Annotated in this window: 30 protein-coding genes and 2 pseudogenes; 16 read left to right on the forward strand and 16 right to left on the reverse strand. The window is 55.5% G+C overall.

Translation table 11 applies throughout. From position 1 onward, the window contains the following. Positions 1–151 precede the first annotated feature (151 nt). Entirely contained in the window at positions 152–982 is an 831-nt protein-coding gene (locus ACQ86N_RS44845; protein ID WP_431212727.1) for an ROK family protein, read from the reverse strand. A gap of 100 nt (positions 983–1,082) precedes the next feature. Next, positions 1,083–1,811, reverse strand: a complete 729-nt coding sequence (gene kdsB, locus ACQ86N_RS44850; protein ID WP_431212728.1) for a 3-deoxy-manno-octulosonate cytidylyltransferase — start codon at positions 1,809–1,811, stop codon at positions 1,083–1,085. Positions 1,812–2,114: 303 nt separating this feature from the next. Between kdsB and ACQ86N_RS44855 the strand changes: the two are divergent. From ACQ86N_RS44855 to ACQ86N_RS44865, 3 genes and pseudogenes are all read left to right on the forward strand, one after another. After that, a pseudogene (locus tag ACQ86N_RS44855) lies at positions 2,115–3,393 on the forward strand (circularly permuted type 2 ATP-grasp protein). Between the two features lie 71 nt (positions 3,394–3,464). Further along, positions 3,465–4,345, forward strand: a pseudogene (locus ACQ86N_RS44860) (alpha-E domain-containing protein). 34 nt (positions 4,346–4,379) lie between these two features. Next, positions 4,380–5,342: a transglutaminase family protein gene (locus ACQ86N_RS44865; protein ID WP_431212729.1), complete on the forward strand. Its 963-nt coding sequence runs from the start codon at positions 4,380–4,382 to the stop codon at positions 5,340–5,342. Positions 5,343–5,434: 92 nt separating this feature from the next. Here the strand turns inward: ACQ86N_RS44865 and ACQ86N_RS44870 are convergent, their stop codons facing one another. The 4 genes from ACQ86N_RS44870 to ACQ86N_RS44885 all read right to left on the reverse strand — a co-directional run bounded on the left by ACQ86N_RS44870 (position 5,435) and on the right by ACQ86N_RS44885 (position 7,827). Continuing rightward, on the reverse strand, positions 5,435–6,310 hold the full coding sequence (locus ACQ86N_RS44870; protein ID WP_431212730.1) for a sterol desaturase family protein: 876 nt from the start codon (positions 6,308–6,310) through the stop codon (positions 5,435–5,437). Positions 6,311–6,370: 60 nt separating this feature from the next. Beyond that, positions 6,371–6,796 (reverse strand): DNA polymerase III subunit beta, encoded by a 426-nt coding sequence (locus ACQ86N_RS44875; RefSeq protein WP_431212731.1) that lies wholly within the window; start codon positions 6,794–6,796, stop codon positions 6,371–6,373. 92 nt (positions 6,797–6,888) lie between these two features. Beyond that, positions 6,889–7,485 carry a DNA polymerase III subunit beta gene (locus ACQ86N_RS44880; protein ID WP_431212732.1) on the reverse strand — a complete coding sequence of 199 codons (597 nt, stop codon included), beginning with the start codon at positions 7,483–7,485 and terminating at the stop codon, positions 6,889–6,891. A gap of 195 nt (positions 7,486–7,680) precedes the next feature. Further along, a complete protein-coding gene (locus ACQ86N_RS44885) occupies positions 7,681–7,827 on the reverse strand; it encodes a hypothetical protein (protein WP_431212733.1) in 147 nt (48 codons plus the stop codon). A 68-nt stretch (positions 7,828–7,895) separates the two neighbouring features. Here ACQ86N_RS44885 and ACQ86N_RS44890 point away from each other — a divergent pair, with 68 nt between their 5' ends. The 5 genes from ACQ86N_RS44890 to ACQ86N_RS44910 all read left to right on the forward strand — a co-directional run bounded on the left by ACQ86N_RS44890 (position 7,896) and on the right by ACQ86N_RS44910 (position 10,261). Beyond that, the gene (locus tag ACQ86N_RS44890) at positions 7,896–8,108 is read left to right on the forward strand and encodes a hypothetical protein (RefSeq protein ID WP_431217854.1); all 213 of its coding nucleotides are present in this window, start codon (positions 7,896–7,898) and stop codon (positions 8,106–8,108) included. Between the two features lie 113 nt (positions 8,109–8,221). Then, on the forward strand, positions 8,222–8,437 hold the full coding sequence (locus ACQ86N_RS44895; protein ID WP_431212734.1) for a nitrilase-related carbon-nitrogen hydrolase: 216 nt from the start codon (positions 8,222–8,224) through the stop codon (positions 8,435–8,437). Positions 8,438–8,886: 449 nt separating this feature from the next. After that, on the forward strand, positions 8,887–9,654 hold the full coding sequence (locus ACQ86N_RS44900; RefSeq protein ID WP_431217855.1) for a nitrilase-related carbon-nitrogen hydrolase: 768 nt from the start codon (positions 8,887–8,889) through the stop codon (positions 9,652–9,654). Next, positions 9,651–9,974 carry a hypothetical protein gene (locus ACQ86N_RS44905; protein WP_431212735.1) on the forward strand — a complete coding sequence of 108 codons (324 nt, stop codon included), beginning with the start codon at positions 9,651–9,653 and terminating at the stop codon, positions 9,972–9,974. Before ACQ86N_RS44900 ends, ACQ86N_RS44905 begins: the two co-directional genes overlap by 4 nt. Continuing rightward, complete coding sequence (locus ACQ86N_RS44910; RefSeq protein ID WP_431212736.1) at positions 9,938–10,261, forward strand: amidohydrolase family protein; 324 nt, start codon at positions 9,938–9,940, stop codon at positions 10,259–10,261. The genes ACQ86N_RS44905 and ACQ86N_RS44910 overlap by 37 nt, the downstream gene beginning before the upstream one ends. 217 nt (positions 10,262–10,478) lie before the next feature. Here ACQ86N_RS44910 and ACQ86N_RS44915 read toward each other — a convergent pair whose 3' ends face one another. The 8 genes from ACQ86N_RS44915 to ACQ86N_RS44950 all read right to left on the reverse strand — a co-directional run bounded on the left by ACQ86N_RS44915 (position 10,479) and on the right by ACQ86N_RS44950 (position 15,178). Beyond that, positions 10,479–10,919, reverse strand: a complete 441-nt coding sequence (locus ACQ86N_RS44915) for an ATP-binding protein (RefSeq protein WP_431212737.1) — start codon at positions 10,917–10,919, stop codon at positions 10,479–10,481. A gap of 77 nt (positions 10,920–10,996) precedes the next feature. Then, positions 10,997–11,890, reverse strand: a complete 894-nt coding sequence (locus ACQ86N_RS44920; protein ID WP_431212738.1) for a hypothetical protein — start codon at positions 11,888–11,890, stop codon at positions 10,997–10,999. 60 nt (positions 11,891–11,950) lie between these two features. Beyond that, a complete protein-coding gene (locus ACQ86N_RS44925) occupies positions 11,951–12,193 on the reverse strand; it encodes a hypothetical protein (RefSeq protein WP_431212739.1) in 243 nt (80 codons plus the stop codon). Beyond that, positions 12,168–12,530: a deiodinase-like protein gene (locus ACQ86N_RS44930; protein ID WP_431212740.1), complete on the reverse strand. Its 363-nt coding sequence runs from the start codon at positions 12,528–12,530 to the stop codon at positions 12,168–12,170. Before ACQ86N_RS44930 ends, ACQ86N_RS44925 begins: the two co-directional genes overlap by 26 nt. A 19-nt stretch (positions 12,531–12,549) precedes the next feature. Further along, positions 12,550–13,206 (reverse strand): sensor histidine kinase, encoded by a 657-nt coding sequence (locus ACQ86N_RS44935; protein ID WP_431212741.1) that lies wholly within the window; start codon positions 13,204–13,206, stop codon positions 12,550–12,552. Further along, complete coding sequence (locus ACQ86N_RS44940) at positions 13,100–13,516, reverse strand: hypothetical protein (protein WP_431212742.1); 417 nt, start codon at positions 13,514–13,516, stop codon at positions 13,100–13,102. The genes ACQ86N_RS44935 and ACQ86N_RS44940 overlap by 107 nt, the downstream gene beginning before the upstream one ends. 107 nt (positions 13,517–13,623) lie before the next feature. Beyond that, a complete protein-coding gene (locus ACQ86N_RS44945; protein ID WP_431212743.1) occupies positions 13,624–14,115 on the reverse strand; it encodes a response regulator transcription factor in 492 nt (163 codons plus the stop codon). Between the two features lie 22 nt (positions 14,116–14,137). Continuing rightward, on the reverse strand, positions 14,138–15,178 hold the full coding sequence (locus tag ACQ86N_RS44950; protein WP_431212744.1) for a sensor histidine kinase: 1,041 nt from the start codon (positions 15,176–15,178) through the stop codon (positions 14,138–14,140). 379 nt (positions 15,179–15,557) lie between these two features. On the opposite strand from ACQ86N_RS44950, the gene ACQ86N_RS44955 reads away from it, so the two are divergent. From ACQ86N_RS44955 to ACQ86N_RS44990, 8 genes are all read left to right on the forward strand, one after another. Next, complete coding sequence (locus ACQ86N_RS44955) at positions 15,558–16,028, forward strand: hypothetical protein (protein ID WP_431212745.1); 471 nt, start codon at positions 15,558–15,560, stop codon at positions 16,026–16,028. Positions 16,029–16,035: 7 nt separating this feature from the next. Then, positions 16,036–16,659, forward strand: coding sequence for a hypothetical protein (locus ACQ86N_RS44960; RefSeq protein WP_431212746.1), 624 nt, complete (start codon positions 16,036–16,038; stop codon positions 16,657–16,659). After that, complete coding sequence (locus ACQ86N_RS44965; protein WP_431212747.1) at positions 16,656–17,093, forward strand: histidine kinase dimerization/phospho-acceptor domain-containing protein; 438 nt, start codon at positions 16,656–16,658, stop codon at positions 17,091–17,093. The genes ACQ86N_RS44960 and ACQ86N_RS44965 overlap by 4 nt, the downstream gene beginning before the upstream one ends. 5 nt (positions 17,094–17,098) lie before the next feature. Next, positions 17,099–18,493 (forward strand): response regulator, encoded by a 1,395-nt coding sequence (locus ACQ86N_RS44970; protein WP_431212748.1) that lies wholly within the window; start codon positions 17,099–17,101, stop codon positions 18,491–18,493. Positions 18,494–18,781: 288 nt separating this feature from the next. Continuing rightward, positions 18,782–20,518, forward strand: a complete 1,737-nt coding sequence (locus ACQ86N_RS44975; RefSeq protein WP_431212749.1) for a tail fiber domain-containing protein — start codon at positions 18,782–18,784, stop codon at positions 20,516–20,518. Between the two features lie 5 nt (positions 20,519–20,523). Continuing rightward, positions 20,524–21,408: a hypothetical protein gene (locus ACQ86N_RS44980; protein WP_431212750.1), complete on the forward strand. Its 885-nt coding sequence runs from the start codon at positions 20,524–20,526 to the stop codon at positions 21,406–21,408. Beyond that, positions 21,395–22,258, forward strand: coding sequence for a tail fiber domain-containing protein (locus ACQ86N_RS44985; RefSeq protein ID WP_431212751.1), 864 nt, complete (start codon positions 21,395–21,397; stop codon positions 22,256–22,258). The genes ACQ86N_RS44980 and ACQ86N_RS44985 overlap by 14 nt, the downstream gene beginning before the upstream one ends. A 26-nt stretch (positions 22,259–22,284) precedes the next feature. Further along, complete coding sequence (locus tag ACQ86N_RS44990; RefSeq protein WP_431212752.1) at positions 22,285–23,268, forward strand: hypothetical protein; 984 nt, start codon at positions 22,285–22,287, stop codon at positions 23,266–23,268. Here ACQ86N_RS44990 and ACQ86N_RS44995 read toward each other — a convergent pair. Both ACQ86N_RS44995 and ACQ86N_RS45000 read right to left on the reverse strand, forming a co-directional pair. Then, positions 23,261–24,619, reverse strand: a complete 1,359-nt coding sequence (locus ACQ86N_RS44995; RefSeq protein WP_431212753.1) for a S41 family peptidase — start codon at positions 24,617–24,619, stop codon at positions 23,261–23,263. The genes ACQ86N_RS44990 and ACQ86N_RS44995 overlap by 8 nt on opposite strands. Then, complete coding sequence (locus tag ACQ86N_RS45000) at positions 24,616–24,807, reverse strand: hypothetical protein (RefSeq protein ID WP_431212754.1); 192 nt, start codon at positions 24,805–24,807, stop codon at positions 24,616–24,618. The genes ACQ86N_RS44995 and ACQ86N_RS45000 overlap by 4 nt, the downstream gene beginning before the upstream one ends. Positions 24,808–24,811 lie beyond the last annotated feature (4 nt).

Consider the following 24,811-nt stretch of genomic DNA (forward strand, 5'->3'; position numbering starts at 1 on the left):
GCCGTAAAATTAAGGGAATGTTACCATACTGGGGCAACGGGCCACCGCCCCGCCGGAATCGTCGGCTCCTACGGCAAACAGTGCCGCAGCCCCAAAGACCCCGGCACTGTCTCCGAGACTGGGCTTCAGCAAGGGCACTTGCACGCCATTGTTAAAAATGAACTTCCCCAGCTGGGCCAGGGCCTTCGGTATACAGGGCGTCGATATTCCCTACACCCCCGCCGATGACCAGCACGTCAGGGTCGAGCAGATTCGTAATAACAGAGATCCCTTTGCCAAAGAAATGACAGAGACGCTCGATCGTTTTTGTGGCCGCGGGATCGGAGCCTTCCTTGTGGCGGCTGACGATCTCTTTCAGCTTTAACCGCTGGCCGGTGAGTTTTTCGTAGTAGCGTTCGGTACCCGGTCCGGAGATTACCGTTTCCACACAGCCGGACTTGCCGCAGTAACAGGGTCCACCCGACTCATCGAGGAAATTATGACCCCATTCCCCGCCGATACCGTGCCGTCCGCTCCAGATCTTTCCATCTATCACGATCCCGCCGCCGACACCCGTGCCCATGATAACGCCAAAAACCATCTTCGCGTTAGGCGCGGACGTTTTGACAACGCCCCAGTGCGTTTCAGCCAGTGCAAAACAGTTGGCGTCATTGGCCAGCTCGATCCTGAGTTGCAAATTTTTCTCAAGATCTTTTTGCAGCGGCTTACCATTAAGGGCAACGGTATTACAGTTCTTCATCGTCTGTAAGGTGGGATCGAGGACACCCGGAGTGCCGATTCCGACAGCGGTCGGCTTCATTCCGGACTGCTCCTCCATATTGGCCACCAGCCTTGCAATCTGGCCGATGATGTGGTCGTATCCCTTCGGTGCTTCTGTGTCCACGCGCGTGCGGACAAGTGGTGTGGGATTGTCAATCGATTCGAGTATGACACCTTCGATCTTGGTGCCACCGAGGTCAATGCCCCATAATGGTTGATTCATTTTTTTTGCAGTTCGTTTATCGGAGTGCGCGCGGGACATCGTCTCAAACGCCCTCCGGGCGCTAATTTAACGAATCAGCGTTTTAGCATTTTCACAAAAATCAGGAAAGGAGTTTAGCAGCCCTCTCGAGGTCTTCCGGGGTGTCGATCTCAACGCCCATATAGGTCGTGACCACCATCCGCATGGGGATCCCGTTCTCGAGATAGCGAAGACACTCGATCTTCTCCACCGCTTCCAGCGGACTCATCGGCCAGGCGGTGAACTGGAGGAGCGCCTGTTTGCGGAAGGCATATACACCGATATGTTCGTAATAGGTCACGCCCGCCGCCGCGTCACGGCGGTAGGGGATGACGCTGCGGCTAAAGAACAGGGCATTGTTATTTTTATCCAGGGCGACCTTGACGTAGTTTGGATCATCTATAAACCGCTGCTCCTTCAGCACCTGCACCAAAGAACCTACCTGCACCTGCCTGCCTTCCCCGCCGCGGAAGACAGACAACAATTTTTCCAGGGGTTCTTTGCGGACAAAGGGCTCGTCCCCCTGCACATTGACGACGATGTCCACGTCCATATCCGCGACGGCTTCCGCGATCCGGTCGCTACCGCTTTCGTGTGAACGAATACTCATTTTCGCCTTACCCCCGTGACCGGTGATCTCCTTATAGATAACGTCGCTGTCTGTGACCACCATCACTTCGTCGAACAGGCCCGTAGCGACGGTATTGTCGTAGGTATGCCGGATCACGGTCTTGTCGCCCAGCGGCTGCATCAGTTTGGCCGGAAAACGGGTTGCCGCATAGCGTGCGGGAATCATGGCAATTATCTTCATATTTAATTCAATATTGTCCGAAAATAAGTATATTTAGAACATTAACATTTGCCTGCCGGAACCGGACAAGATCCGGTTCTTTCGACACTAACGACGTCCGACCCGGACCGCTGTCAGAACCAAAACCATATTTTCATGCAAACAACCGAACTGCTTAACAGCTACCTCGCTGAAACGGCCGGGTGGGACGAAATGTACACCGACAACAACGTACGTCAGCAATACCGATGCGTACTGGACCTGCTGGAGCGGATGACCATCGAAGAGCTCAACAGGAAGGAAGAGCTGGCAAAAAAGATGTTCATGAGCCAGGGCATTACTTTCACGGTTTATAGCAGCGGCGAAGGTATAGAGAAGATCTTTCCGTTTGATATTATTCCCCGCATTATTACGGCTTCCGAATGGAACTATATCGAGACTGGCATCCGCCAGCGGCTGAAGGCTCTCAACCTGTTCCTGAAGGACGTTTACAACAGCCAGTTCATCCTCAAGGATGGGGTCGTCCCGACGGAGATCGTCTACAGCTGTCCCCATTTTCTCCGGGAAATGATCGGTTTTCCCGTTCCCCACGATATTTACGTGCACGTTGCGGGCATCGACCTGATCCGCGACCAGGACGGTACTTTTTATATACTCGAGGACAACCTGCGCACGCCCAGCGGTGTAAGCTATATGCTTGAGAACAGGGAGATCACAAAACGGCTCTTCCCCGACCTGATCCCCGGAACAACGTCCGGACCGTGACGGAATATCCGGATATCCTCCATCGCAATCTCGTGGCCCTGTCCCCCCGCCAAACGGCCAGTCCCACTATCGTTCTGCTGACACCGGGCATCTATAATTCCGCCTATTTCGAGCATACGACACTGGCCCGGCTGATGGGCGTCGAGCTCGTGGAAGGCCGCGATCTGGTGGTGGAAAACCATCGGGTATATATGAAGACGACCGCGGGTCTCCAGCAGGTGGACGTCATCTACCGTCGCGTCGACGACGAATTCCTCGACCCCCTCGTCTTCAGGCCAGACAGCATTCTCGGCGTAGCCGGCATCATGAGTGCCTACCGGAAAGGCAACGTGGCCATTGTCAACGCTGCCGGCAACGGGGTCGCGGACGACAAGGCGATATATGCCTATGTTCCCGCCATGATCCGTTATTACCTTAACGAGGAGCCCATCCTGAAAAATGTGCCCACTTATCAACTCGACAACAGGGACCAGCGGGAATATGTCTTCTCCAACATGAACAACATGGTTGTGAAAAAACGAATGGTAGTGGGGGTTACGGCATGCTGATGGGCCATTCCGCGAGCGACGAGGAAATTGACCGCTACAGGGCTGAAATAATCAAGGACCCCCGGCAGTATATCGCGCAGCCGATCATCAATCTCTCCTCGGCGCCCTGCTATATGCACGGCCGGCTCAAACCACGCCGCATCGACCTGCGCCCCTACGCTCTCTGCGGGCCCGGCGGTATTCAGATCGTGCCCGGGGGCCTCACCCGCGTAGCGCTGCGGGAAGGCTCGCTGGTGGTCAACTCATCCCAGGGCGGCGGCAGCAAAGACACCTGGGTACTTGCCTCTTAAACAATAAAACCTAAACCTCTTCGGATATGCTAAGCAGAGTAGCAGATAGCCTATATTGGATGAGCCGCTATATGGAACGCACCGACGGCATTCTACGCATGCTGCGGATCAACTACGCTTCCTCCCAGGACGATATACAGGATTTTTCCTGGCGTCCGGTCCTTCGCATTTTCTCCTATATAGACGACGAACACGCCGCGGCCATCTCGCACAAGTCGCGCGCCGTCCTGCAGTACATGGTCACCGACAGAGAGAACGCCAACTCCGTGCTCAACATCGTCACCCGCGCCCGGGAGAACGCCCGCAGCGTACAGGACCATATCACAAAGGAGCTGTGGCAGTGTCTGAATGAGTTTTACCATACGGTTCGCGACGGCAATCTGATCCGCGGCCTCCACGAAGACGATCCGGTCTCGATCCTGGACGTGCTCATCCGGCAGGGACTTTTATACTATGGGGTCACCGACGTCACCATGGCCAGGGGCGAAGGATACGCCTTTATCAATATCGGAAAATTCCTCGAGCGCGGCGTGCAGTCAGCAGACATTCTGGACATCAAATTCAGCGACCTGGATATTACCCGGATGGACACCACCTACTGGAAATACCTTCTGCTCTCCATCTCGGGTTATGAACTCTATCTAAAAACCTACCGCAGCGGGTTCGACGCCCGGAATGTCCTCGAACTTGTCGTCCTGAACGAGGACTTCCCCGGTCGGTCCTTTATTCGGTAAAACAGCTGCAAAAGTATTTCGAACGGCTGAAGACCGACCGCAACAAGGAAGGCTATCAAAAGCTGGACTTTCTTATCGGAAGATTTCAGAGTCGCATAAAATACAGCACGGTCGACTCCATCCTCCAGCAGGGGATCCATGGCTTCCTCAACGGGGTCAGGCAGGACCTTTATGAAATGGGAAATGCATTCAACCAGCACTATTTTGCCTATACCTAAAAGAGCATTTCCCTATCTTTATCCTTCATCTACTATGCCCCGGTTCAACATCCACCATATAACGAAGTATACGTATGAAGGTCTGGTAAGGGATAGCGCCAACCAGATCGTCCTGTATCCGATAAAAGACGAATACCAGGAAGTACTTTGCCATGACCTTTATATTACCGGCGAGCCGCCCGTGGAAATATTCAGGGATTATTATGGCAATGAGGTCGGCTCGTTCACCCACGCCGACCCCCATACCTCTCTCACCATCGACAGCCGGATCGAAGTGATCACGAAACAGCGTCCGCCGCTGAACGACACAACGGACAAGGCGGAGCAGTGGCGGCAGCTCGAAGACCTGCGGTGGCAGGCGCCATACATCGACTATTTAAAGCAGGAGCAATTCGATTCGCTTGGAAAGGTGCTGGAGACGGTCTGCCCTGACAAGGCGCGGTCGCAGACGCCGCTGGAGGCGGCGCAGCAGCTAAAGACCTATGTATTCGACCGGTTCAAGTATATCAAAGGCATCACCAGCGTCGAGACGACCCTCGACGAGGTGTGGCGCTTGCAGGCGGGCGTCTGCCAGGACTTTGCCCATATGCTGCTCGTCTTCCTGCGGCAGATACAGATACCCGCCAGGTATGTCAGCGGCTATATCTGTCCCAACCGCAATGGCATGCGGGGCGAAAGCGCTACGCACGCCTGGATAGAGGCCTATATTCCGTCGAATGGGTGGGTGGGGCTCGACCCAACCAATAACTGTATCGCCGGCGATCTCCACGTGAGGCTGGCCGTAGGCCGCAGTTTCTCGGATTGTTCTCCAGTAAAGGGGACGTATAAGGGCGTGGCCGGTCAGACGCTGGAAGTTGGTGTTTCCGTTGCTTATGAGGCCGAGCAGCTCGTTGAGGACGTAACTACGACCCTTGTGATACAGCCCGCGTCCAATGGGAACGCCGACGGCTCGAATTCCTACCGGAGATATATGGAGATGATGCAGCAGCAGCAGTGAACCGTCTGGTTCACGTTCCAACCCGAAGAACGCCAGCCCGCTTTCCGTGAACCGTGTGGCTCACACACTTGGCCGTTGGTCGTTTCCGCGGTTCACGCTCCGGCCCGTGCCAGGAGGTATGCTGCTGGTGGTTGGGGGACCGCGTCGGTAGTCGGCGGCCGGTAAGTCTGAAAGGGCATCCCGAGGAGATTCCCCATCCGGTTGTTCTCCTTTTCTTCCGGATGTGTATCGATGCCATAGTGAAGGCTCTTCGTGTCCTTAACGAAAGCGAAGGTTCCGAAAATCCGGTCCCAGAAAGAAAAGATATTCCCGTAGTTGGTATCGGTCAGCGGTCGCCGGTAGTGATGGTGCACCTTGTGCATATCGGGGGAGACAATGACCCAGCCCAGAATGGTGTCCAGCCATTTCGGGAGAGAGATATTTGCGTGGTTCAACTGCGAGAGCAATACCGACAGGGACTGGTAGAGAAAGACCAGCCATACCGGGGATCCCGCTACGACCACCGCCAGCAGCGTAAATATGGCGCGGAAGACGCTTTCGCCCGGATGGTGCCGGTTGGCTGTAGTCGTATCCACCCAGGTGTCACTGTGATGCACCAGGTGAAACTTCCACATCCATTTTATACGGTGGTGCAGCAAGTGGATCAGCCAGGCGCCGATCAGATCGAGGATCATCAGCCCCACCAGTGTAAACAGCCACAAGGGCATCGGGAAAAGATAGAGCAGACCGGAGTGATGGCGGGTGCTATAGGCCGCGGCCATAATGATCAGGGAGGCAAAAAAGAGATTGACGACGATGGTCGTCAGCGTGAAGAAGAGATTTAGTCCCGCATGACGGACCCTGTGATACCGAAACCGCACCAGCGGGACGAGACCTTCCAGGATCCAGAAGAGCACCAGTCCGCCGCCCAATATCAGCGAACGATGCCATGAAGGGATATGCTCGAAATAAAGAACAAGCTTTTCCATATGGCCTCCTCGATTTTAACCGGCTCAACCCCTGGCCCACCCGCGGATCACACCCCGGCCCTAGCTATTCAGCATCAGCGGCATCACCAGCATCAGCACCTCTTCATTCTCGTCCTCTTCCGTCGGCTTGATAATACCGGCCTTGGTGGGCGTAGACAGCTCCATCCGAACCTCGTCGCTGTCCGTTGACGCCAGCATCTCGATCAGGAAGCGGGCGTTGAAAGCGATTGCCAGATCCTCACCATCATACTGACACTTCATTCGCTCGTTACCTTCGAACGAAAAGTCCACATCCTGCGCGGTCAGCTGAAGCTCGCTGCCCTGGATGTTCAGGACCACCTGATTCGTGCTCTTATTGCTAAAGATGCTCACACGACGCAGGGCGCTCTGGAAATCATTGCGTCCCACCACTAATTTATAGGGATTGTCTGCAGGTATAACGACCTTATAGTCAGGGAAACGGGCGTCGATCAGACGGCAGCTCATCTGCGTCGTGCCATGGCTGACGAACAGGTGGTTGCTGTTATAGCTGATGGTGATCTCGTCCTGGTTGGCCGGCAGGGCGGACTTGAGAAGGTTCAGCGGTTTTTGGGAACGATCAGAGAATCGTTCTTCGGGCAGCTAACGTCCTTCCTTTTATAACGTACCAGGCGGTGCGCGTCCGTCGCAACGAACTGAAGCCCTTTCTTATCCATTTCAAAGTAGACACCTGTCATGGCAGGACGAAGATCGTCATTGCTCACAGCGAACAGGGTCTTGTTGATAGCGGTTACCAGCGCCGATGAAGTTGTTGTAAAAGACGTGGTTTCATCCGAAGCAGGCTCCTTGGGGAAGTTGTCGGGATTTTCACCCATGACCTTGTACTTACCGTTGTCGCTGGTCAGCTCGACGGCGAAATGTTTGTCGATATTGAAGGTCAGGGGCTGATCGGGGATATTCTTCAGTGAGTCGATCAGGATCTTGGCGGGGATACAGACTTTGCCAGTATCCTTGGCCTCGACCTCCAGATGCACTTTCATGACCGTTTCCGGGTCGGTTGCGACAACTGTCAGCTTGTTTTTCTCGACTTCGAATAGAAAATCTTCCAGGATTGGCAATACGGTATTCGCATTGATCACACCACTAATCTGTTGCAGTTGTTTCAATAATGCCGAGGAGGAAACGATAAACTTCATGAAATTTGTCTTTGGGCGAAACTACTAATTTATGTCTAATATCCAAGATATAAGAAAATCGGGCGACAATCTACGACTCAATTTGTTAATTTCCTGTGACTAACGGGACTTTTTTCTAACTACTTTTGCGGGATGCCCTTTTCGCGCACATTATCCCCTGGAACAGGCCCTGCAAAAAGCAAGACACTACTGTGGCTACCAGGAACGCAGCCACGGCGACGTCCAGGAAAACTGTATTCCTTCGGCCTCCGCAAAAAAGACGTCGAGACGGCGCTGGCCACGCTCATCGAGGAGAACTACCTCAACGAACAGCGTTTCGCCGAGCAATTCGCCGGCGGCCATTTCCGGCTGAAAGAGTGGGGGAGGGTGAAGATCCGCTACGAGCTGAAGCAGCGCCAGGTCAGCGAATACTGTATCAGGAAGGCGCTGACCCTCATCGACGAGGAAGAGTATCAGCGGGCCCTCGCCCGGCTGGCCGAAAAAAATGGGAGACCCTCCGCGGGGAAAGCAATCTCTTTGTCCGGAAAAGGAAGCTGCAGGACTACCTCCTGCAGAAAGGCTATGAGTCGGACCGGGTCTCCGCGGCCGTCAGGACCGTGGCGGGAAAAGGAGACGAGGAGTAAACGAATTCGACCAAGGTCTTTAGCGGGAACACGGATCCCTCGCCAGCGGAAGTCGACCACCACCAGGGCCGATCACACCGGCAGCAACCGCCGAAAAACCTTACTTTCACACCATGCCTGCGCCAACGATCTCCATTACGATCATCCAGACCGACCTGAAATGGGAAGACAAAAAGGCCAACCTCCGCGATCTGGAAGAAAAGATCCTGTCTGTCCGGGAAAAGACCGAGCTCGTCGTTCTCCCCGAGATGTTCAGCACGGGATTCAGCATGAACCCGGAAAAGCTCGCCGAAGACATGAATGGCCCCACAGTAGCCCTGGATGCGTGACGTGGCAGCCCGGAAAAGGATCATTCTCACCGGCAGTATAATAATAAAGGAGGAAGAAGACTATTTCAACCGACTCATCTGGATGTTGCCGAATGGCAACTATGGGTTCTACGACAAACGCCACCGTTTCGCCTTCGCCGGAGAGGACGAACACTATACGGCCGGCCGCAAACGCCTGCTGACCTCCGTCAAAGGATGGAAGATACTGCCGCTGGTCTGCTATGACCTGCGCTTTCCCGTCTGGAGCCGTCAGACCCCGGTAAGACCTCACGACCCCGCGGATCAGGACCCGACAGATCTGGATCACCCAGTGCCAGGAACTCGGGCTCCAGGACATTGCCGAACGCGACCCGGCAGACCAGACCCCGTCGAGCGAGGACACCCCAGGCGACCCAGCCCTCGAATACGATATTTTATTATACGTCGCCAACTGGCCCGCCCGACGCAGCCTGGCCTGGAAAACCCTTCTCCGCGCCCGCGCCATAGAAAACCAGTCCTATGTCATCGGCGTCAACCGGGTCGGCGACGACGGCAACAATATCCACCACAGCGGCGACTCCATGATCATCGACCCGCTGGGAGAGATCCTCTATGAAAGTTCGGAGACCCAGGACGTCCATACGATCACCCTCCAAAAGACAACCTTACAGAGGTCCGCCGTCGTTTCCCATTCTGGCGCGACGCCGACCATTTTTCCATTCAATCATAAAGCACCTATGGCAACCGCATTCATAGCCCGCGAGATTTTCACAGGAACCGAGATACACACCGGCAGCGCAGTCCTCGTCAGGGAAGGTACCGTCACCGGCATTGTCCCAATATCGGATATCCCCGCCGGTTACCGCCAGCGCGAGCTTTCGGGTTATCTGCTGGCCCCGGCATTCCTCGACCTCCAGATCTATGGCGGCAACGGCAAGCTTTTTTCCGCCGAAATGACCACGGAAGCCCTCGAGGCAACCTATGAATACTGTCTCCAGGGCGGCTGCACACAGTTTCAGATCACCCTGGCCACCAACTCCATCGAGAAATTCCTCCGCGGGCTGGAGGTTGCAAAACAATACCGCAACCAGGGCGGGAAAGGCCTGCTCGGCGTCCACCTGGAAGGACCCTATATCAACCCCGTCAAAAAGGGCGCCCACATCGAAAAGTTCATAAAAAAGCCGACCGAAGAAGAATTGGCCAGCTGCTGCATGAGGGAAAAGAGATCTTCACCATGATGACACTCGCCCCGGAACAATGCGATCCGGGCTGCATACAGCTGCTGCAGCAACAGGGAGTCGTCGTTTCCGCCGGGCATAGCAACGCGACGTACGAACAGGCGATCGACGGATTTTATCTCGGCATTCCCGCCGCCACCCATCTGTTCAACGCGATGTCCCCCTGCAGGGCCGCGCGCCTGGAATGGTCGGCGCCATCTATGACCACAACGACGTCCGGGCAAGCGTCGTTTGTGATGGCGTACACGTTGACTTCGCCTCCATCCGCATCAGCAAAAAGATCATGGGCGACCGTCTCTTCTTTATTACGGATGCTGTAGCCGAAGTTTCCTATGGCGAATACGTCCATGTATTCAAGGAGGACCGGTTTACCCTCCCGGACGGGACCCTCTCCGGCTCTGCCCTCACCATGCTGCAGGCCGTCCGCAACGGCGTCGAAAAAGCGGGTATCCCCCTGCCGGAAGCACTCCGCATGGCCTCGCTATATCCCGCAGGATTAATGGGAATCGAAAACAGATTTGGGTGCATCCAGCCCGGATCACAGGCAGACTTCGTCCTGCTCGACGACCAGCTGAACCTTTTACAAGTATTTGTAGAGGGGGAGTAAATGTGAACCGCGCGGTTCACGCCGGGAGGTCACCGCGCAAAGGGAAACCACGAACCAAACAGACGGAGGCCGTGAACGAGGAAACAGGGCCGACCGGCGGGACCGTGAACCAGAGAACCCCGAGGGGCAACCGCTGCGGTCGTGAACCAGGAAACAGGGCCGACCGGCGGGACCGTGAACCAGAGAACCCCGAGGGGCAATCGGCGCGGCCATGAACCTATATCTTAAACCTCACCGTCGCCATCGCCCCCTTCCCGGGGCCGTCACTGCTCAACCCCACCACGCCATCATGGCTATCCATGATCGTCCTGCAGTGGTGTAGCCCCATCCCCGCGCCGCCGGCCTTCGTCGTAAAACCCTGCTCGAACAGCCTGCCTACCATACCCGTGTCAAATCCATTCCCATTGTCGCAGACCTCCACCGTCAGATAGTCCGAATCCCGCCAGGCCTTCAACTCTATATTCTTCTCTCCACTATTGGCCGCGACAGACTCGATACTGTTCTTCAGAATATTCAGCATCACCTGCATCAGCCGGGTCTTGTCGCCCCTCACCGCCGGCAGCCCGTCCGGCAGCTCGAAGGAAACAGCAACCCCGTGCTTGTCAGCAGAAGCCAACAACATCGACATACTGTCATTGATAATATCCCGAAGGTTCACCGCCTTCCTCTCCTTGTCCTGCCCGCTGATATACTGCCGCTGGATATTCAGGATGTCCTGTATCCGCGTGATGATGGTCAGCTGCTCCGTGATCGTCCGGCCGATCTCCTCCTGGTTGCTCTTCTGCGTCTGCGCGATACCCCCAGCATTGTCGCCATGGCGTCCACCCGGGTCTCGCCGATAGCGCCGGCCAGCGCCACCCGCTGAGACTGGACAAAAGCGGACAGCTTTACCAGATGTTCCGGATTGTCGTTCTCCTGCATCCGCCGGATCCGCGTAAGATAGGACCCGAAACCCACCACCGCATTTCCAATATCGTGCAGGATATCGGAAGCGATCTCGTGCTTGCCCTGGGCTACGGCCTTGTCCAGCAGCGCGGCAACCTGCCGTTCGAGCTCTTCCTTTTTTATATTGGCCGCGTCCAGCGCTTCCTTCTGAAGCCTCTCCACCTTCGCCGCCTGCAGGACGCGGATAGTACGGGATTTGTTCAGCTGATAAGACCAGAGTCCGCAGATAAAAAAGATCACGGCCGCCAGTACGATGTGAATGATAAACGTGTTCAGCTCGAAAGACTCCAGCTGCGTAAAATAGACGCCGTCGAGCCCGCCATTCTGCAGGTAGCCGAACATCGCATGATGACCGACCACCACGACCGCCATCGGGATCTGCAGCTTCCAGTTCTGATACGTGATCAAAACCGCACTGCCAATAAAAGCTGTAAAATGCATCTCGAACATCCCGTGCATCTGATAGATATACTGCGCCATGAACACGGCCAGTACGACGCTGAGAACATACTGATACAGGTCAGACTCCGGCGCGAAAAAACGCGCGGAATAATATGCCGCAAGCGACAGACCCCCGACCCCCACGGCTATCAGCCAGGTATCATAGTAGAAGGCCAGCAGCAGTCCCCCAACAAAATAGGAGGCAAGGAAGTAGTCCATCAGCTGGTCGGACCGTCTTTTCACTTCAAACCCGGCAGCCAAGGCATGCTGCTGCAGCTCGGGATCGGCGTGGAGAAGCTTTTTTCATTTTGTACAGGTTGGAAGCTGACAGCCATACGCCTTTACAGCGTATGGACTAAATGAGAGATCAGGGTGATTGCTCAACAGGTCTTCAAGGGCGAGACGGGCAAAATCGCTCTTCTTATTGGTACAATAGCGGCTCTTGTTGTAATTTCCCCGATAATATAGTTTGTGTCCGGCGTCGATGATCGCGGCCTGCGGAGTAGAATATACCCCGCACTCACGGGCGATGGCACTGTCGAACAACACAGGAATATCCAGCCCGAATCTGTCCTCGGATCTCCCGCACCGTATGCGGCTTGTCGCTCATCACCACGATCGCAAAATCGGCCTTCGCCCCGTACTGTTTTACCAGCGACTGAAAATGAGGCATGTTGAATCGCGAACACGGACAGGATGGATTAAAGAAATGCAGGAACAACGGCCTGTTGCCCGACTGCAGCTGGCGAAGCACATTTATCGGAGTGCCGCAGCTCACCGTCTTATATCCTTCCGGAACCGGCGTCGGCAGACTGTACTTCCAGTCATAGAACCAGAAGAACGAGGTTATGCCGATAAAGATCAGGGCCAGCAAGGCGGCCATGGTATACTTTTTTCATAGACTATAGTGGTAGTGCGATCGTAAAGACGGCTCCATTGTCATTCTCCACCCAGATCTCGCCGCCGTGCGCAATGACGTATTGCTTGACGATGGCCAGGCCCAGCCCGGTCCCGTTGTTCTTCTGCCGGGTGACGAACGGTTCGAAGAGGGTTTTATGAATATCCGCGGGAATGCCTTTTCCGTTGTCACGGATAGAGATGAGCATAGTGCCGTCCCCAACGGCGGCGGAAATATCGATATGGGCATTGGCGACCTTCTGATCCTGCAGGGCTTCGACGGCATTGCAGACAAGGTTCATGATACAGCGTTTGAGCTTGCTTTCGTCACCCGGCACGGTCAGGTCACCGAGGTCTCCGACCTGGATCGTTACCGGCAGCCTCGTGTTTTTTGACTCGGCCAGCCGGATGCCTTCTTCTATGACCTTCTCCAGCTTCACGGGAACTTTTCTTACGGGATTCTCCCGGATAAAATCCAGAAAATCCTCGAATATAGCCGAAGCCTGCTCGCCGCACTGGTCGACCATATCCAGCCAGTCGCTCTGTATGCCTTCATCACGCATCATACCCGTAAGGACCTTGATGTTCTTGATGGGCGAACGAAGGTCGTGCATCATCATGCTGACGGCCTTGCCTACTGCCGACAGTTTCTCGCGCTGCATCAGCTTCTCCCGAAGCTTCCGCGTTGCGGATAGCCTTGGCGGCATTCAGCACGAAAAGTTTGAGCAGGTACATTTTCTCGGTCTTCAGCCTTTCCTGTTTTTTCAGGATAGCGAATACGGTATAGTTGTCCAGCCGCGCAAGCACGACGTCTTCGAACTGCGCTACCTCGCCGTCATTGACCCGGACGGATTTTACCTGCCCAATGAGCTCGATCATATTGATCTTTTGCTCGATGGGCCCGATGCTGAATATCTTCTCGTAGTTGTCGTTCTCGTGGAGTTTGCCCAGCAGGGCAGTGTCGGTGTCCACATAGGTGGCCGAGCTGGTCCAGAATATTGCGCAGCAGCGGCATCAGCTGTTGTTCGTCGAGGCTGATGGAGGAAATTGCCCCGATCAGGTTTTCCAGATTGCGCAGCTTATTGTAGTCGGAGACGGCTTTTGTAGCGAGTTGCGTGATCTCCTCGGAAGCGTAGGGCTTGCAAGTGGTAGCCTACGTTCTCGCCGGCGCGCGCCACGATGTCCTCGATGCTCCGGTCGCTGAAGGCGGTTACAAATATGATCTCCGCTTTGTTGTCGTATCTCCTTATCTGTTCGGCGGTCTCCATCCCGTCGAGCCCGGGCATGCGCATGTCCAGGAAGATGACGGCGTAGGGGCGACCCTCGTTGACCGACCGCTTCACCATTTCTACGCCTTCATGCCCGTTGGCGGCCTTGTCCACCCGGAATTTCGGCATATTGCCGTTCTTGGGCGCGGCGGCGGCCGGCGCGTCAAACAAAATGCTCGCCGCCATGTCGATGTTCTCGCTGTCAACGCTTTTCTTTCTGGGCACCAGGATCTCTTCGATATTATCCCGGACCATTTCCTCATCGTCGATGACAAGTACGGATGCATTTATGATCTCTCTCATTTTCTGCTGGATTTATATTTTATCAATGTTTGAACGTAATGGTGGTCAGTGAGCCTCTGCCCCTGCCCTCGCTGGAGATCGATATGTCCCCGGCGTGACTTTCGACGATCGACCGGCAGTTGTGCAGCCCCAGCCCTGTACCGGAAGACTTTGTCGTAAACCCCCGGTCGAAAAGCCGTTGACCCGTTGCCTCGTCAAAACCGCAGCCACTGTCCTTTATCTGCAGCGTCAGCAGGCCATCGGCAACCATCAGCCGGACAGAGATATCTTTCTCGGCGCCGGTCATATCGATGGCCTCCATGCTGTTCTTCAGAATATTGAGGATGACCTGCATCAGCCTTGTGCGGTCACCGACAATGGGCGGCACCTGCTCGGGAACTTCTTTTGTCACCGAGATGCCCCGCTTCTCCATCGAAGCGTGCTGCATGGAGAGACAGTCCTCGATAATACCGCGCAGGTTGATATTTCTCCGGTCCAGCGTAGCCTGCCCGTTGACATACTGGCGCTGGATATGCAGGATCTCCTGCACATGGGAGATGATATTGGTCTGCTCGGCTATCGACTGAAGGATATCGTCGCGCTGTCCCTTCTGCGTTTCCACCATGCTGTTGAGCATATTGACCACGGCGGCTGCTTTAACGTCTCCCAGCGCGCCCGCAATGTGCGCCTGCTGAACGGAGAAAAAGGCCGCCAGTTTGGACAGGTTGTCGCTGCTGTGCTGGTCCAGGGAACGGCGCATTCTGGTCAGGTTCGATCCGATGCCCACGATGGCGTTGCCGATATCGTGCAGCACGTCGGATGCGATCTCGAATCTTCCCTGCATGACAGACTTCTCCAGCATCGCCTGATGCTTCTCCGATATGTCGTCGATCGAAACGACCATCGTATTGTCAGGAAGTTTGCTTATAGTGATGGTGAACTGTTTCTGAGAAAAGCCGATCACTTCATTCAATACGATCACGCCGACATTATTACCAAACGCCTTTGTCTTCTTCAGAACGTCAGGCGCAACAAGTCCAAGCAGGGGAAACAGATTGTCCTCGTCCAGCCCGTTCGCCGCCATGGCGGGTGGAGTGTCGCCTGCGCCGCTACATTCAATTCAAGGATCCGCCCGTCGTCACTAATCTCGATGAGACACACGGGAGCGTGCTTCATCATCCATCTGATCCGTTGCTCGGAAGCGCTGATTTGATTTTCCATGCTGCAATCAACGGAAGAAAACGAATACTGTATCTGGAGATCACCGCACATATATATAAAATAAATAGAACCTACTAGCGCAGTCTTCGCTTTTGCCTATTCGGCGAATAAAGCCGCGATTCAACTGAATAAAAGATATCTGTCCACAGTTTATGAGCAAGTTATGAGCAAGTCGATCTCCTCCAGAATCACTATTTATTTATCTGTTGATCAGCAGACGCTGAATAGTTATTTCAATGGTCATGACCCGGCTCCTATCTACAAACGGCAAGCTGAGCCACGCTTTCGAACAATATATTATGACGTCCATCCAGGCGGTAAAAAGATATTCCGTCCTTTCCTATAAGATCTGCTACAGGAACGACCAGGATAAGGAGTATATCGATCCCCTGATCTATGCCATCAAAGGACATTTTTCGGAAAGGAGGCTGCTGAAGCAGGCGGAGTTCGAGAAGTTCAAACGCCGCACCTATTTCCTGCTGTTCATGAGCCTTGGCGTTCTCATGCTCTGTCAGGGACTGACGAGTATATTGGAGAAAGCGGTCCACCAGCTGTCATCGAGCATCATCAACGGTCTGGACGTATTCAGCTGGGTGATCCTCTGGCATCCTATAGACAGACTTATCTTTTCGTGGAACCCTTATCTGAAAGAAATATCCATAGAAGACAGACTGGCCAACGCCGAAGTGATCCTGATAAAACATGAGGAATAGCATACTTATGATAGCGCTATTGGTTGTAAATACGATACAGGGACAGACCCGCACCGGGTTCGAAGGATATTATTATACGGGCTGCAGCGCAAATTCCGCGCTGGTGCCCAGAGTGTATTTTCGGAGCGGCAGCAACTGGTACGGCGAAGCCCGCTATAACTATGAAAGCGGCCAGACCCTTTCGCTTTATGCCGGACACAGCTTCTCCCATGAAAAAGACCTGACCTGGTCTGTCACGCCAATGGTCGGCGTCGTTGCCGGAAAATTCCGCGGAGTCTCCCCAGGGGCCAATGCAACGCTGGAAATACAACGTGTCAGCCTCAGCTCGACGCTGCAATACACAGCATCGGCCCGAAACAGCGACGAGAGCTTTTTCTTTGGCTGGACAGAGCTCGGCTACCACCTGACGGATCATTTGTATGCAGGGGCAGTACTTCAGCAGACGGGATTTTGCAAAAACCACAGCAGCCTTGACCCAGGGCTGCAGCTGACTTTCTCGGCGGGAGCCTGGCAAATCCCGGTGTATGTCTTCAGTCCTCAGGGAGCACAGCGCTACTGGGTATTGGGGGTCAGCCGGGAGTGGGTATACGGAAAACCGATCAATCACGCAAAACCTACCACCACACCATGAAAAGGTTGTATATCATATTCTATATCGCGGGCGTAATCGCCGTTGTCCTGCTGACCCGATCCACCGTGTGGCTGTTGGCCGGGATTCTGGGGTGCATGCTCTTTCTGCTCTACCGCATCTATGCCAGCCGGCTGCTGACCGTGAGCATGAGGGCGTCCGCGCTTGAGCAGCAAGTAGAGTCCCTCTACGACCAACTGGACTCCAGCATCCGGAAAGAACAGCGGCTGAGCAAGGCCGCCGAGCAGGCCACCGCCGTAAAGAAAAGAGTGATGGCCGCGATGAGCCACGAGATCCGAACGCCGATGAACGGCGTGGTGGGCATGGCCACCCTGTTATCAGAGACCCCGCTGGATGCGCAGCAACGCGAATACATCAGCGGCATCCAGCACTGCAGCCACCGAGCTCGATCGCCGTGGTCAATCATATTCTTGTAGACGACATGTTAAATATCTCCAAGGCCGGAGAAGACAAAACCCCGCTGATGAACGAAGACTTTGACCTGAGAAGCTGTATCGAGGAAGTGCTGGATATGTTCGGCGCTACCATCGGAACGACCGGTCCCGAACTCCTTTATCATATCGACGGCGAAATTCCCGCGCAGCTGTCCGGCGACGCGGGCCGTCTTCGCCAGATACTGATCAATCTGCTCGAAAACGCCGTAAGGGCCACCAGCCACGGCGAAATATTTGTGGGTGTCAGGCTGCTCAAAAAAGAAAACAACAGGCTGGAGCTCGGCTTCGAAGTCCGCGATACGGGTGTCGGGATACCTGCGGAGAAGATTGGAAGGATATTCGAAGGACTGTCCGGTTCACTGGATGCCGCGAACGCGACCGCTGCGGACGCGGACGAACCCTCGGGCCTGGGCCTCGTCATTTGCCGCAGACTCGTGGAGATGATGGATGGATGGATCGAGGTCCAGAGCGAGCCCGGAAAAGGATGCACCTTTACCTTCTGTGTACAGGTGAGCCTCGGCCGCAAACCACTGAGAAATTCCCTCCACCCCGGCATGGCGGCGCTTCAGGGAAAAAAGATACTTCTAATAGACGACAACAAGCTCGCCCTTTCCCTCCTGTCAGGTCAGCTGCAGCAATGGAAAGCTATACCGGTAATTGCCGGCTCCGGAAAACAGGCCCTGAAAGAACTCTCGGCCGAAGGCGGCTTCGACCTGATCATCGCCGATGCGGGCCTGCCAAATAGCAGCCAGCTGACGGGTTCCATACGGGAACAGAGTCCCCATACGCCGGTGATCCTGATGACCCGGCCTGGAGCTGTCGGGAAAGATGCGGCTGGCGTCACCGCCCAGCTGAACAAGCCGGTAAAGCAACACCTGCTGAGAGATCAGCTGGTCCACCTCTTTTTCTCGGCAGATTCCGGCGATACCCCCGGCGGCAACAACAATACCGCCGCCCCCGCTGAAAAGCTCAATGCCGACTTCGCCGGCCGCTGCCCCCTGCGGATCCTGGTCGCGGAAGACAACCCCATGAACCAGAAAATAGTCATGAAAATGCTCACCAGACTTGGATACGCGCCGACCATGACGGCCAACGGTAAAGAAGTGCTGGAAGAAGTCAGCAACCAGCGCTATGACGTGGTATTCATGGACGTACAGATGCCGGAAATGGACGGCCTCGAGGCGACCCGGATGATCCGGCTTTGCCTTGAAGTACAGCCTATTATCATCGCCATGACCGCCAACGCCATGCAGGGGGACCGCGACAGCTGTCTGCAGGCCGGAATGGACGACTATATCAGCAAACCGATCGACCTCAACGATCTGCTGAACCAGCTGGAGAAATGGAGCTCCGTCGTCAACGGCAACCGCAAGGTCTCGTGAACCGCGGGGGTATCCGATGCCGGGACATCCCCCTGCCTGGCTCTCCGCGACCCTGCGGACCCGCACCTGTTTTTAATGGTTTCCACTTATAAAACACACCTATTATCTACTTAAAATTAAAACCACCTGCAGCATGTTAAAACCCGCGCCTACTAAAAATCGGTATATTGATCTTCCAATTTTTCCTTCTCATTTCCTCCCTTAAATATTCCCATCGCTAGCCCCCGACCAACCGGAGTAACAGCGTATTTCCACACATCACATCATCTTACCCCAAACAAACACAAAATGAAAAAAAGTCTAATTTTTTCAATCGCCTGCTCGTTCTCTATTCCCCTCTTCGCCCAGGTCGGGATCGGCACAGCCTCTCCCAATTCGACACTGGACGTTCGCGGATCGATGTCAACGGCCTACCGGTCGTTCACCGGCGCTACATCTGCCGCGTCTTCAGATAATACCCTGGCCTTTACCGGTACATCTGCGACTACGCTGACCCTTCCGGACGCCACTACCTGCTCCGGACGTCAATACTGGATAAAGAACGCCAGCGCGACCTCCCCCGCTCCGGTCCTCACCGTTGCAACGACTTCTTCACAGACCATCGACGGCAACACCTCGTGGATCCTGGACGAAACGAACGAGATCATCCGCGTCGTCAGCAACGGCGCCAACTGGTATGTATTGAACCAGGACGTTGCCACCGCCAAGACCGGGACCACCGGCGGCGCGTGGAATGAAGGCGGCAACCGCGTCCCTTCCGCCAAAGCCATCGGCACGATCAGCAATTTCGACCTCCCCTTCATCACCAATAATACCGAGAACATGCGCCTTACGACCGGCGGATTCCTCGGCCTGGGTACCACGTCTCCGTCCGGCAGGATCCACGCCGTCTCACAGAACTCCGAGTTCGGCGACGACTATATTTTCGACGACTATGGCGCTGGTGTCTCTCAGGGAATATTTATGACCAAGTCGAGAGGAACGGTCGCATCCCCCGCCAACCTCGTCAGCGGTGACCAGATGGGCTGGCTGCGTTTTGTACCCCGCTACAACGGATCGCTCGGATATACTCCCGGATCATCGGTCGAGTGCAACTACAAGGGGTCGGGGACCAACAACCTCACAGACATGGGGTTCTTTACGAGCGGAACACAACAGATACAGATCAGCGAGAATGGCAATGTCGGGATCGGAACGACTACTTTCGACGCCAGCAATCCGGAGAAGCTGCTGGTGCAGGCGGGATCGACCAGCTCCTATAACGTGATCAGCGGAAAAGGCACTATCGATAACTACCTGCAGCTGAATATCCAGAACCAGTCCAATACCGCCAACGCCAGCTCGGACGTCGTGGCCACGGCCGCGAACGGCAATGAAACTACCAACTATATCGACATGGGCATCAACTCCGGTATCTATTCCAATGCGTCGCAGCCCATCACGGGCGGCGCCAACAACGCCTATCTGTATAGTACAGGCAAAGACTTCGTCATCGGCAACGGCTCTTCCGGAAGAAGCCTCATCTTCTTCACCAATAGTTTTGCCACCGCGGACGAGAAGATGAGGATCACCTCGGCGGGTAACGTGGGCATCGGCACTACCAGCCCCGCCGACAAGCTTTCCGTCGCGGGTGTCGTAGCTCCTTCCGCCGATAATACCTATACCCTCGGTAAGAGCACGGCAAGATGGAGCGCCGTCTACTCGGCGAACGGAACGATACAGACCTCAGACGCGCGTCTCAAAACCAATATCCGGCCCCTTCACTACGGGCTCAAAGAGGTCATGCTCCTGCAGCCGGTGCGTTATAACTGGATCGACCAGCCGACCGGCGCTGAGAAGATCGGCCTTATCGCTCAGGACGTCCGCAAGGTCGTACCGGAGGTCGTCGTCGGGGACGAGACAAAGGAAAATCTGGGCATGAACTACGCCGAGCTGGTTCCGGTGCTGATCAACGCCATCAAGGAACAACAGCACGAGATCCGCGACATCCAACACCAGATCAATCACCTGAAACGGTCAAAATAATCGCCATGAAACAACTACTATCAGCTATACTCCTGCTTCTGCCCGGCGCGTTTGTTTTTGGCCAGGCAGGCATCGGCACGACTAGTCCGACGTCGTGGCTGGACGTGCGGGGATCGTCCTCTGCGACCATCCGCACGATAACCGGTTCCGCTACGGCGGCCTTCAACGACCAGACCCTGATCTTCACTGGAACTTCCGCGGCTACGCTCCTGCTGCCGGACGCCTCGGCCTGTACGGGAAGGATGTACTGGATAAAAAATGCGAGCACGACGCTGCCCACGCCGGCCCTGACCATCGACCCCGCCGGGTCACAGACCATCGAGGGGGGCGCCAGCTATCTGCTCGACGAACCCTACGAGCTGGTGAAGATCACCAGCGACGGATCCAACTGGTCGGTGATGGCGGCAGATATTCCGGTACCCAAATCCACCACCGCCGGCGGGTCATGGGAAGAAGGCGGAAATACCATCAAGACGATAAAGTCCATCGGCACTATCAGCAATTATGACTTCGCCTTTCTCAACAACAATACCGAGTCGATGCGGCTTTCAGCAGCAGGTCTTCTTGGAGTGGGCACCAACGCTCCCGACGGCAGACTGCATTTTGTCTCGCAGAACAGCGAGTCGGGCGACGACTATATCTTCACCGACTATTCCAGCACGACCACCGCGGGACTCTATCTCAGAAAGGCACGGGGTACGGTCGCGGCGCCGGCCAACCTGGCGCAGGGCGATATAATCGGTCAGTTCAGGGTCGCCCCCGTGTACAACGGACAAGCTGACGCGCAACGACGGCTCGGGCTTCGACGCCTACTACCAGGGCAACGGAACCACCAATCTGTCGGACCTGCGCTTCTATACTTCGAACACCGAGCAGATGCGTGTAAATGAGCTTGGCAACGTCGGCATAGGCGCTACGGCGTTTAATTCCAGCAATCCCGAACAGCTGCTGGTCAACGCCGGCGGCACCTCGTCCTACAACGTGATCAGCGGCAAGGGCACCATCGACAACTATCTCCAGCTGAATATCCAGAACCAGTCCAATACGTTTAGCGCCAGCTCAGACGTGGTAGCGACCGCCCCGAATGGCAGCGAGACCGCTGACTATATCGACATGGGCATCAATTCCGGACTTTTTATCAATGGTTCCCAGCCGATAGTCGGCGGCGTCAACACCGCATATCTCTATAGTACCGGCAACGACTTCGTCATCGGCAACGGTGTATCCGGGCAGAACCTCATCTTCTTCAACGGCGGTTTCGCCACCACCAATGAGGCTTTCAGGATCACCCCCACCGGAGTCGGGGTCGGCACCAGTTCCCCCGCCGACAAACTCAACGTCGGGGGCGTTCTCGCTCCCACGCTGGACAACAGCTATACCATGGGAAAAAGCACCAGCCGCTGGAGCGCCGTCTACGCCGCCAACGGGTCGATACAAACTTCGGACGCGAGGCTCAAGACGAATATACGTCCGCTGGACTATGGTTGGCATCAGCTGTCGGCGATGCATCCGGTGCAGTACAACTGGAAGGACAAACCTGGCGGCGCAGCCAAGATCGGCCTGATCGCGCAGAAAGTGCGGACCCTCGTGCCGGAGGTCGTCTCCGGCGATGAAAGCAGGGGCCATCTCGGCATGAACTATTCCGAGCTGATCCCGGTGCTGATCAAAACGCTAAAACAACAGCAGCGCCAGCTGGACCTCCTGAAAGAGCAGCTGGCCCACCTGGAAGACGCCAAATAATCTATTCGTTTCGCAAAACTGAAATAATGAAACCAATCATATTTTTCTTCAGCGTCGTAGCGGGTACGCTGGTCTCCCTGACAGGACGATCGCAGCAGACGATCCTTTCGGCGGGCAGCAGTTCGACGCTGTTCATAAAGGCGGGCACCATCCTCGGCGCGGACAGCCTGGTGCTCACCCCCTCGTCCAATTTCACGCTCTCGTCCAATACGCTAACGGTAACGCCTACCGCAGTCAATGTGGTCCCGGCACCCGGTATCAACAGGGTATACAATCTGACCAGCCAGATCAATTTTACGGGCACCATTCAGCTGTACTATCAGACCTCGGAGCTCAACGGAAATCCGGAATCGGCGCTGCAGTACACGGACTCGTCCATTGGTAATTTCTGGCTGGCCTCCCCGTCGAGCACGGTAAACACGACGCTGCACTATGTCCAGCAGACCGCCAGCGCACGAAATTTCATAGCTGCAACGGCCTCCCACCAGGGCACCGTACTGGCACTATCGCTGATCTCTTTCACCGGCGCATGGGAGGGCAGCAACGCCGGGCTCTACTGGACCATCGACCAGACGGCCGAATCGGCGGACTATACCGTTGAAAGAAGCACGGACGGAAGCAGTTGGACCGGCGTAGGCGTTGTCGCGGGAAAGGACGGCGACGGCATGCAGCAGTATGCGTTCACGGATGCCAATCCTCCCTCGGGTGCGTTGTTGTACCGGCTCGTAATCAGCAGGACTTCGGGACACAAAGACTATTCGAATATCGTCAGACTTCAGCGCGGGTCCGACGGGCAGATGCGGCTGGTTGCGGTCAGCCGGACGGTTACCGTCTGGTTCGACGGAGCGCTGCCTTCCAGCGTCCGCGTCGTCAATTCTGTTGGGGCTGTACTGAGGGCCGACCTGACGAGCCGGCCGAAATATGAGTTCTCCGGACTACCCGCGGGAGTATACTTCCTTCAGTATGAGATCAACGGGAACCCGGGAGTAAGAAGTTTTCTTATCAATTGACGGGTGCGGCGGCCCGGGTACGGATCAGCTCTTTTGCCCGGGCCGTTTTAAAATCGAGACCTTTGCCGATGGCCTCTGCCGACGGCAGCGCCGGCACGTCAGGCTGTATGCCCAGCCCGTTCTTTTCGCGCTGTCTGTCCACTACCAGCCTGAATCGGGGGAGCCTGAAGCGGATCCTGGTTTCCGGAAGCGTCACGTCCGGGATCATCCAGGCCGTGTTACCATAGTACGCACCCCCGGTCTCTTCGCCGACTAGCGTCACGTTGGACTGTCCTTTCAGCGCCCCGGCAAACAGACAGGTGGCCGAAAAGGAATTCCCGCCTGTAAGGATATAGACCTGGCCGTCGAAATGATCCGTTTTGTAAGGACGATAATAGTGCCGCTCGAAATAGCCGAAATGGTACTTGCCGTCGGACCTCCTGCTGCTGGCGATAAAGGTCAGGAAACTGTATAGAAAGCCATTGTTGATATAGCGGTCGTACCGGCTATGCCGCCGGATGGCGTATAGCGAGTCCGCGAGCTTGAACTTCTTGTCGATCAGATAACGCGTAAGCACAGTGGAAAGAGAGGCGTCTCCGCCGCCGTTCGACCGGACGTCGACGACCAGATTGTTCACGTGCTGGTCGGCCAGGACTTCGAAGGAGTGCCGGAAGAAGCTACGCAGGTGGTATCCGTGCTCGAAGGTATTCAGTGTCAGGAAGGCCGTATGGCTCGCGCTGTCTACCTGAAGATTGCGGGTGAACAGCAGTTCGCGCCTTTTGCGGGCGCGGCGTCCCGGCGGGCGCATCTTCTGGGCGGGCCCGGGTCCACGCTGTGCGGTTCCCGGCTGTAGCGAACGCCCCAGGCTTCGTCTGACCGTATCGCCCCGGGGGTCGTAGATCGGGATCCGCGTCTGACGCAACTTCCCGGCCGTATCGAGATAGCCGATCTCGAACGTATCCGTATAGCCGAGCAATTCTTTGTACCACGAGCTGAAATGAAGCCCCGTGCTGAGATACTGATATTTTCCCGTGAGGTTGTAGCCGTCGGTGACGATATAGGGGAAAAGCGTATCCGTCAGCTGTCGCGGCGACCAGCCGTTGATGCTTGCGATCGGTGTTCCCCTTCTCAGTACCGAATCCCGGCGGTTGAGGTTTGCCGCCACTACCATCGTATCGGGCCAGAACTTCAGGATGAGGGGAAACTGCCTCAGCTTAGCGGTGTCGAGATAGCGGCTGTATGCTTTCGAATAGCGGATGGAGGTATGCCCGCAGTCTACCTGGGCGATGACGTAACTGAGGACGGTCCTGAACTGCGGTTCGGTCATACTATCGGTGATCTCGGCATAACCCCTGTCGAAATAGTAGTTCATGCTGTCGCGGGGGTATACCAGTAAAGACTGGGATGCCAGGCCTCCAGCACGCCGCGGAATACGCGGTAGTCTTCTTTCAGCTGTTCGGGCGCGTACTTCCTGTCGGGTCTGAAATCCTTTTGGGAGGTACTGCAGGCCGTAAGAAAAAGACACAGTGTGACACTAATTGACAGTACGAATAGTTTCATGCAG

It is taken from the genome of Puia sp. P3, assembly GCF_050632245.1.
Lineage (GTDB): Bacteria > Bacteroidota > Bacteroidia > Chitinophagales > Chitinophagaceae > Puia.

Bases quoted from the DNA above. Each gene is read 5' to 3' on its own strand.
- ACQ86N_RS44845 (WP_431212727.1), bottom strand. From the start codon at position 982: ATGAATCAACCATTATGGGGCATTGACCTCGGTGGCACCAAGATCGAA.
- ACQ86N_RS44865 (WP_431212729.1), top strand. From the start codon at position 4,380: ATGCCCCGGTTCAACATCCACCATATAACGAAGTATACGTATGAAGGT.
- ACQ86N_RS44960 (WP_431212746.1), top strand. From the start codon at position 16,036: ATGATAGCGCTATTGGTTGTAAATACGATACAGGGACAGACCCGCACC.
- ACQ86N_RS44980 (WP_431212750.1), top strand. From the start codon at position 20,524: ATGAAACAACTACTATCAGCTATACTCCTGCTTCTGCCCGGCGCGTTT.
- ACQ86N_RS44870 (WP_431212730.1), bottom strand. From the start codon at position 6,310: ATGGAAAAGCTTGTTCTTTATTTCGAGCATATCCCTTCATGGCATCGT.
- ACQ86N_RS44945 (WP_431212743.1), bottom strand. From the start codon at position 14,115: ATGAGAGAGATCATAAATGCATCCGTACTTGTCATCGACGATGAGGAA.
- ACQ86N_RS44975 (WP_431212749.1), top strand. From the start codon at position 18,782: ATGAAAAAAAGTCTAATTTTTTCAATCGCCTGCTCGTTCTCTATTCCC.
- kdsB (WP_431212728.1), bottom strand. From the start codon at position 1,811: ATGAAGATAATTGCCATGATTCCCGCACGCTATGCGGCAACCCGTTTT.
- ACQ86N_RS44880 (WP_431212732.1), bottom strand. From the start codon at position 7,485: ATGAAGTTTATCGTTTCCTCCTCGGCATTATTGAAACAACTGCAACAG.
- ACQ86N_RS44885 (WP_431212733.1), bottom strand. From the start codon at position 7,827: ATGGCCGCCGGCGAATTGCTCGGCGAAACGCTGTTCGTTGAGGTAGTT.
- ACQ86N_RS44985 (WP_431212751.1), top strand. From the start codon at position 21,395: ATGCGTGTAAATGAGCTTGGCAACGTCGGCATAGGCGCTACGGCGTTT.
- ACQ86N_RS44930 (WP_431212740.1), bottom strand. From the start codon at position 12,530: ATGGCCGCCTTGCTGGCCCTGATCTTTATCGGCATAACCTCGTTCTTC.
- ACQ86N_RS44910 (WP_431212736.1), top strand. From the start codon at position 9,938: ATGGGCGACCGTCTCTTCTTTATTACGGATGCTGTAGCCGAAGTTTCC.
- ACQ86N_RS44895 (WP_431212734.1), top strand. From the start codon at position 8,222: ATGCCTGCGCCAACGATCTCCATTACGATCATCCAGACCGACCTGAAA.
- ACQ86N_RS44995 (WP_431212753.1), bottom strand. From the start codon at position 24,619: ATGAACTACTATTTCGACAGGGGTTATGCCGAGATCACCGATAGTATG.
- ACQ86N_RS44970 (WP_431212748.1), top strand. From the start codon at position 17,099: ATGTTAAATATCTCCAAGGCCGGAGAAGACAAAACCCCGCTGATGAAC.
- ACQ86N_RS44965 (WP_431212747.1), top strand. From the start codon at position 16,656: ATGAAAAGGTTGTATATCATATTCTATATCGCGGGCGTAATCGCCGTT.
- ACQ86N_RS44935 (WP_431212741.1), bottom strand. From the start codon at position 13,206: ATGCAGCGCGAGAAACTGTCGGCAGTAGGCAAGGCCGTCAGCATGATG.
- ACQ86N_RS44875 (WP_431212731.1), bottom strand. From the start codon at position 6,796: ATGAGCTGCCGTCTGATCGACGCCCGTTTCCCTGACTATAAGGTCGTT.
- ACQ86N_RS44905 (WP_431212735.1), top strand. From the start codon at position 9,651: ATGATGACACTCGCCCCGGAACAATGCGATCCGGGCTGCATACAGCTG.
- ACQ86N_RS45000 (WP_431212754.1), bottom strand. From the start codon at position 24,807: ATGAAACTATTCGTACTGTCAATTAGTGTCACACTGTGTCTTTTTCTT.
- ACQ86N_RS44990 (WP_431212752.1), top strand. From the start codon at position 22,285: ATGAAACCAATCATATTTTTCTTCAGCGTCGTAGCGGGTACGCTGGTC.
- ACQ86N_RS44950 (WP_431212744.1), bottom strand. From the start codon at position 15,178: ATGGCGGCGAACGGGCTGGACGAGGACAATCTGTTTCCCCTGCTTGGA.
- ACQ86N_RS44955 (WP_431212745.1), top strand. From the start codon at position 15,558: ATGACCCGGCTCCTATCTACAAACGGCAAGCTGAGCCACGCTTTCGAA.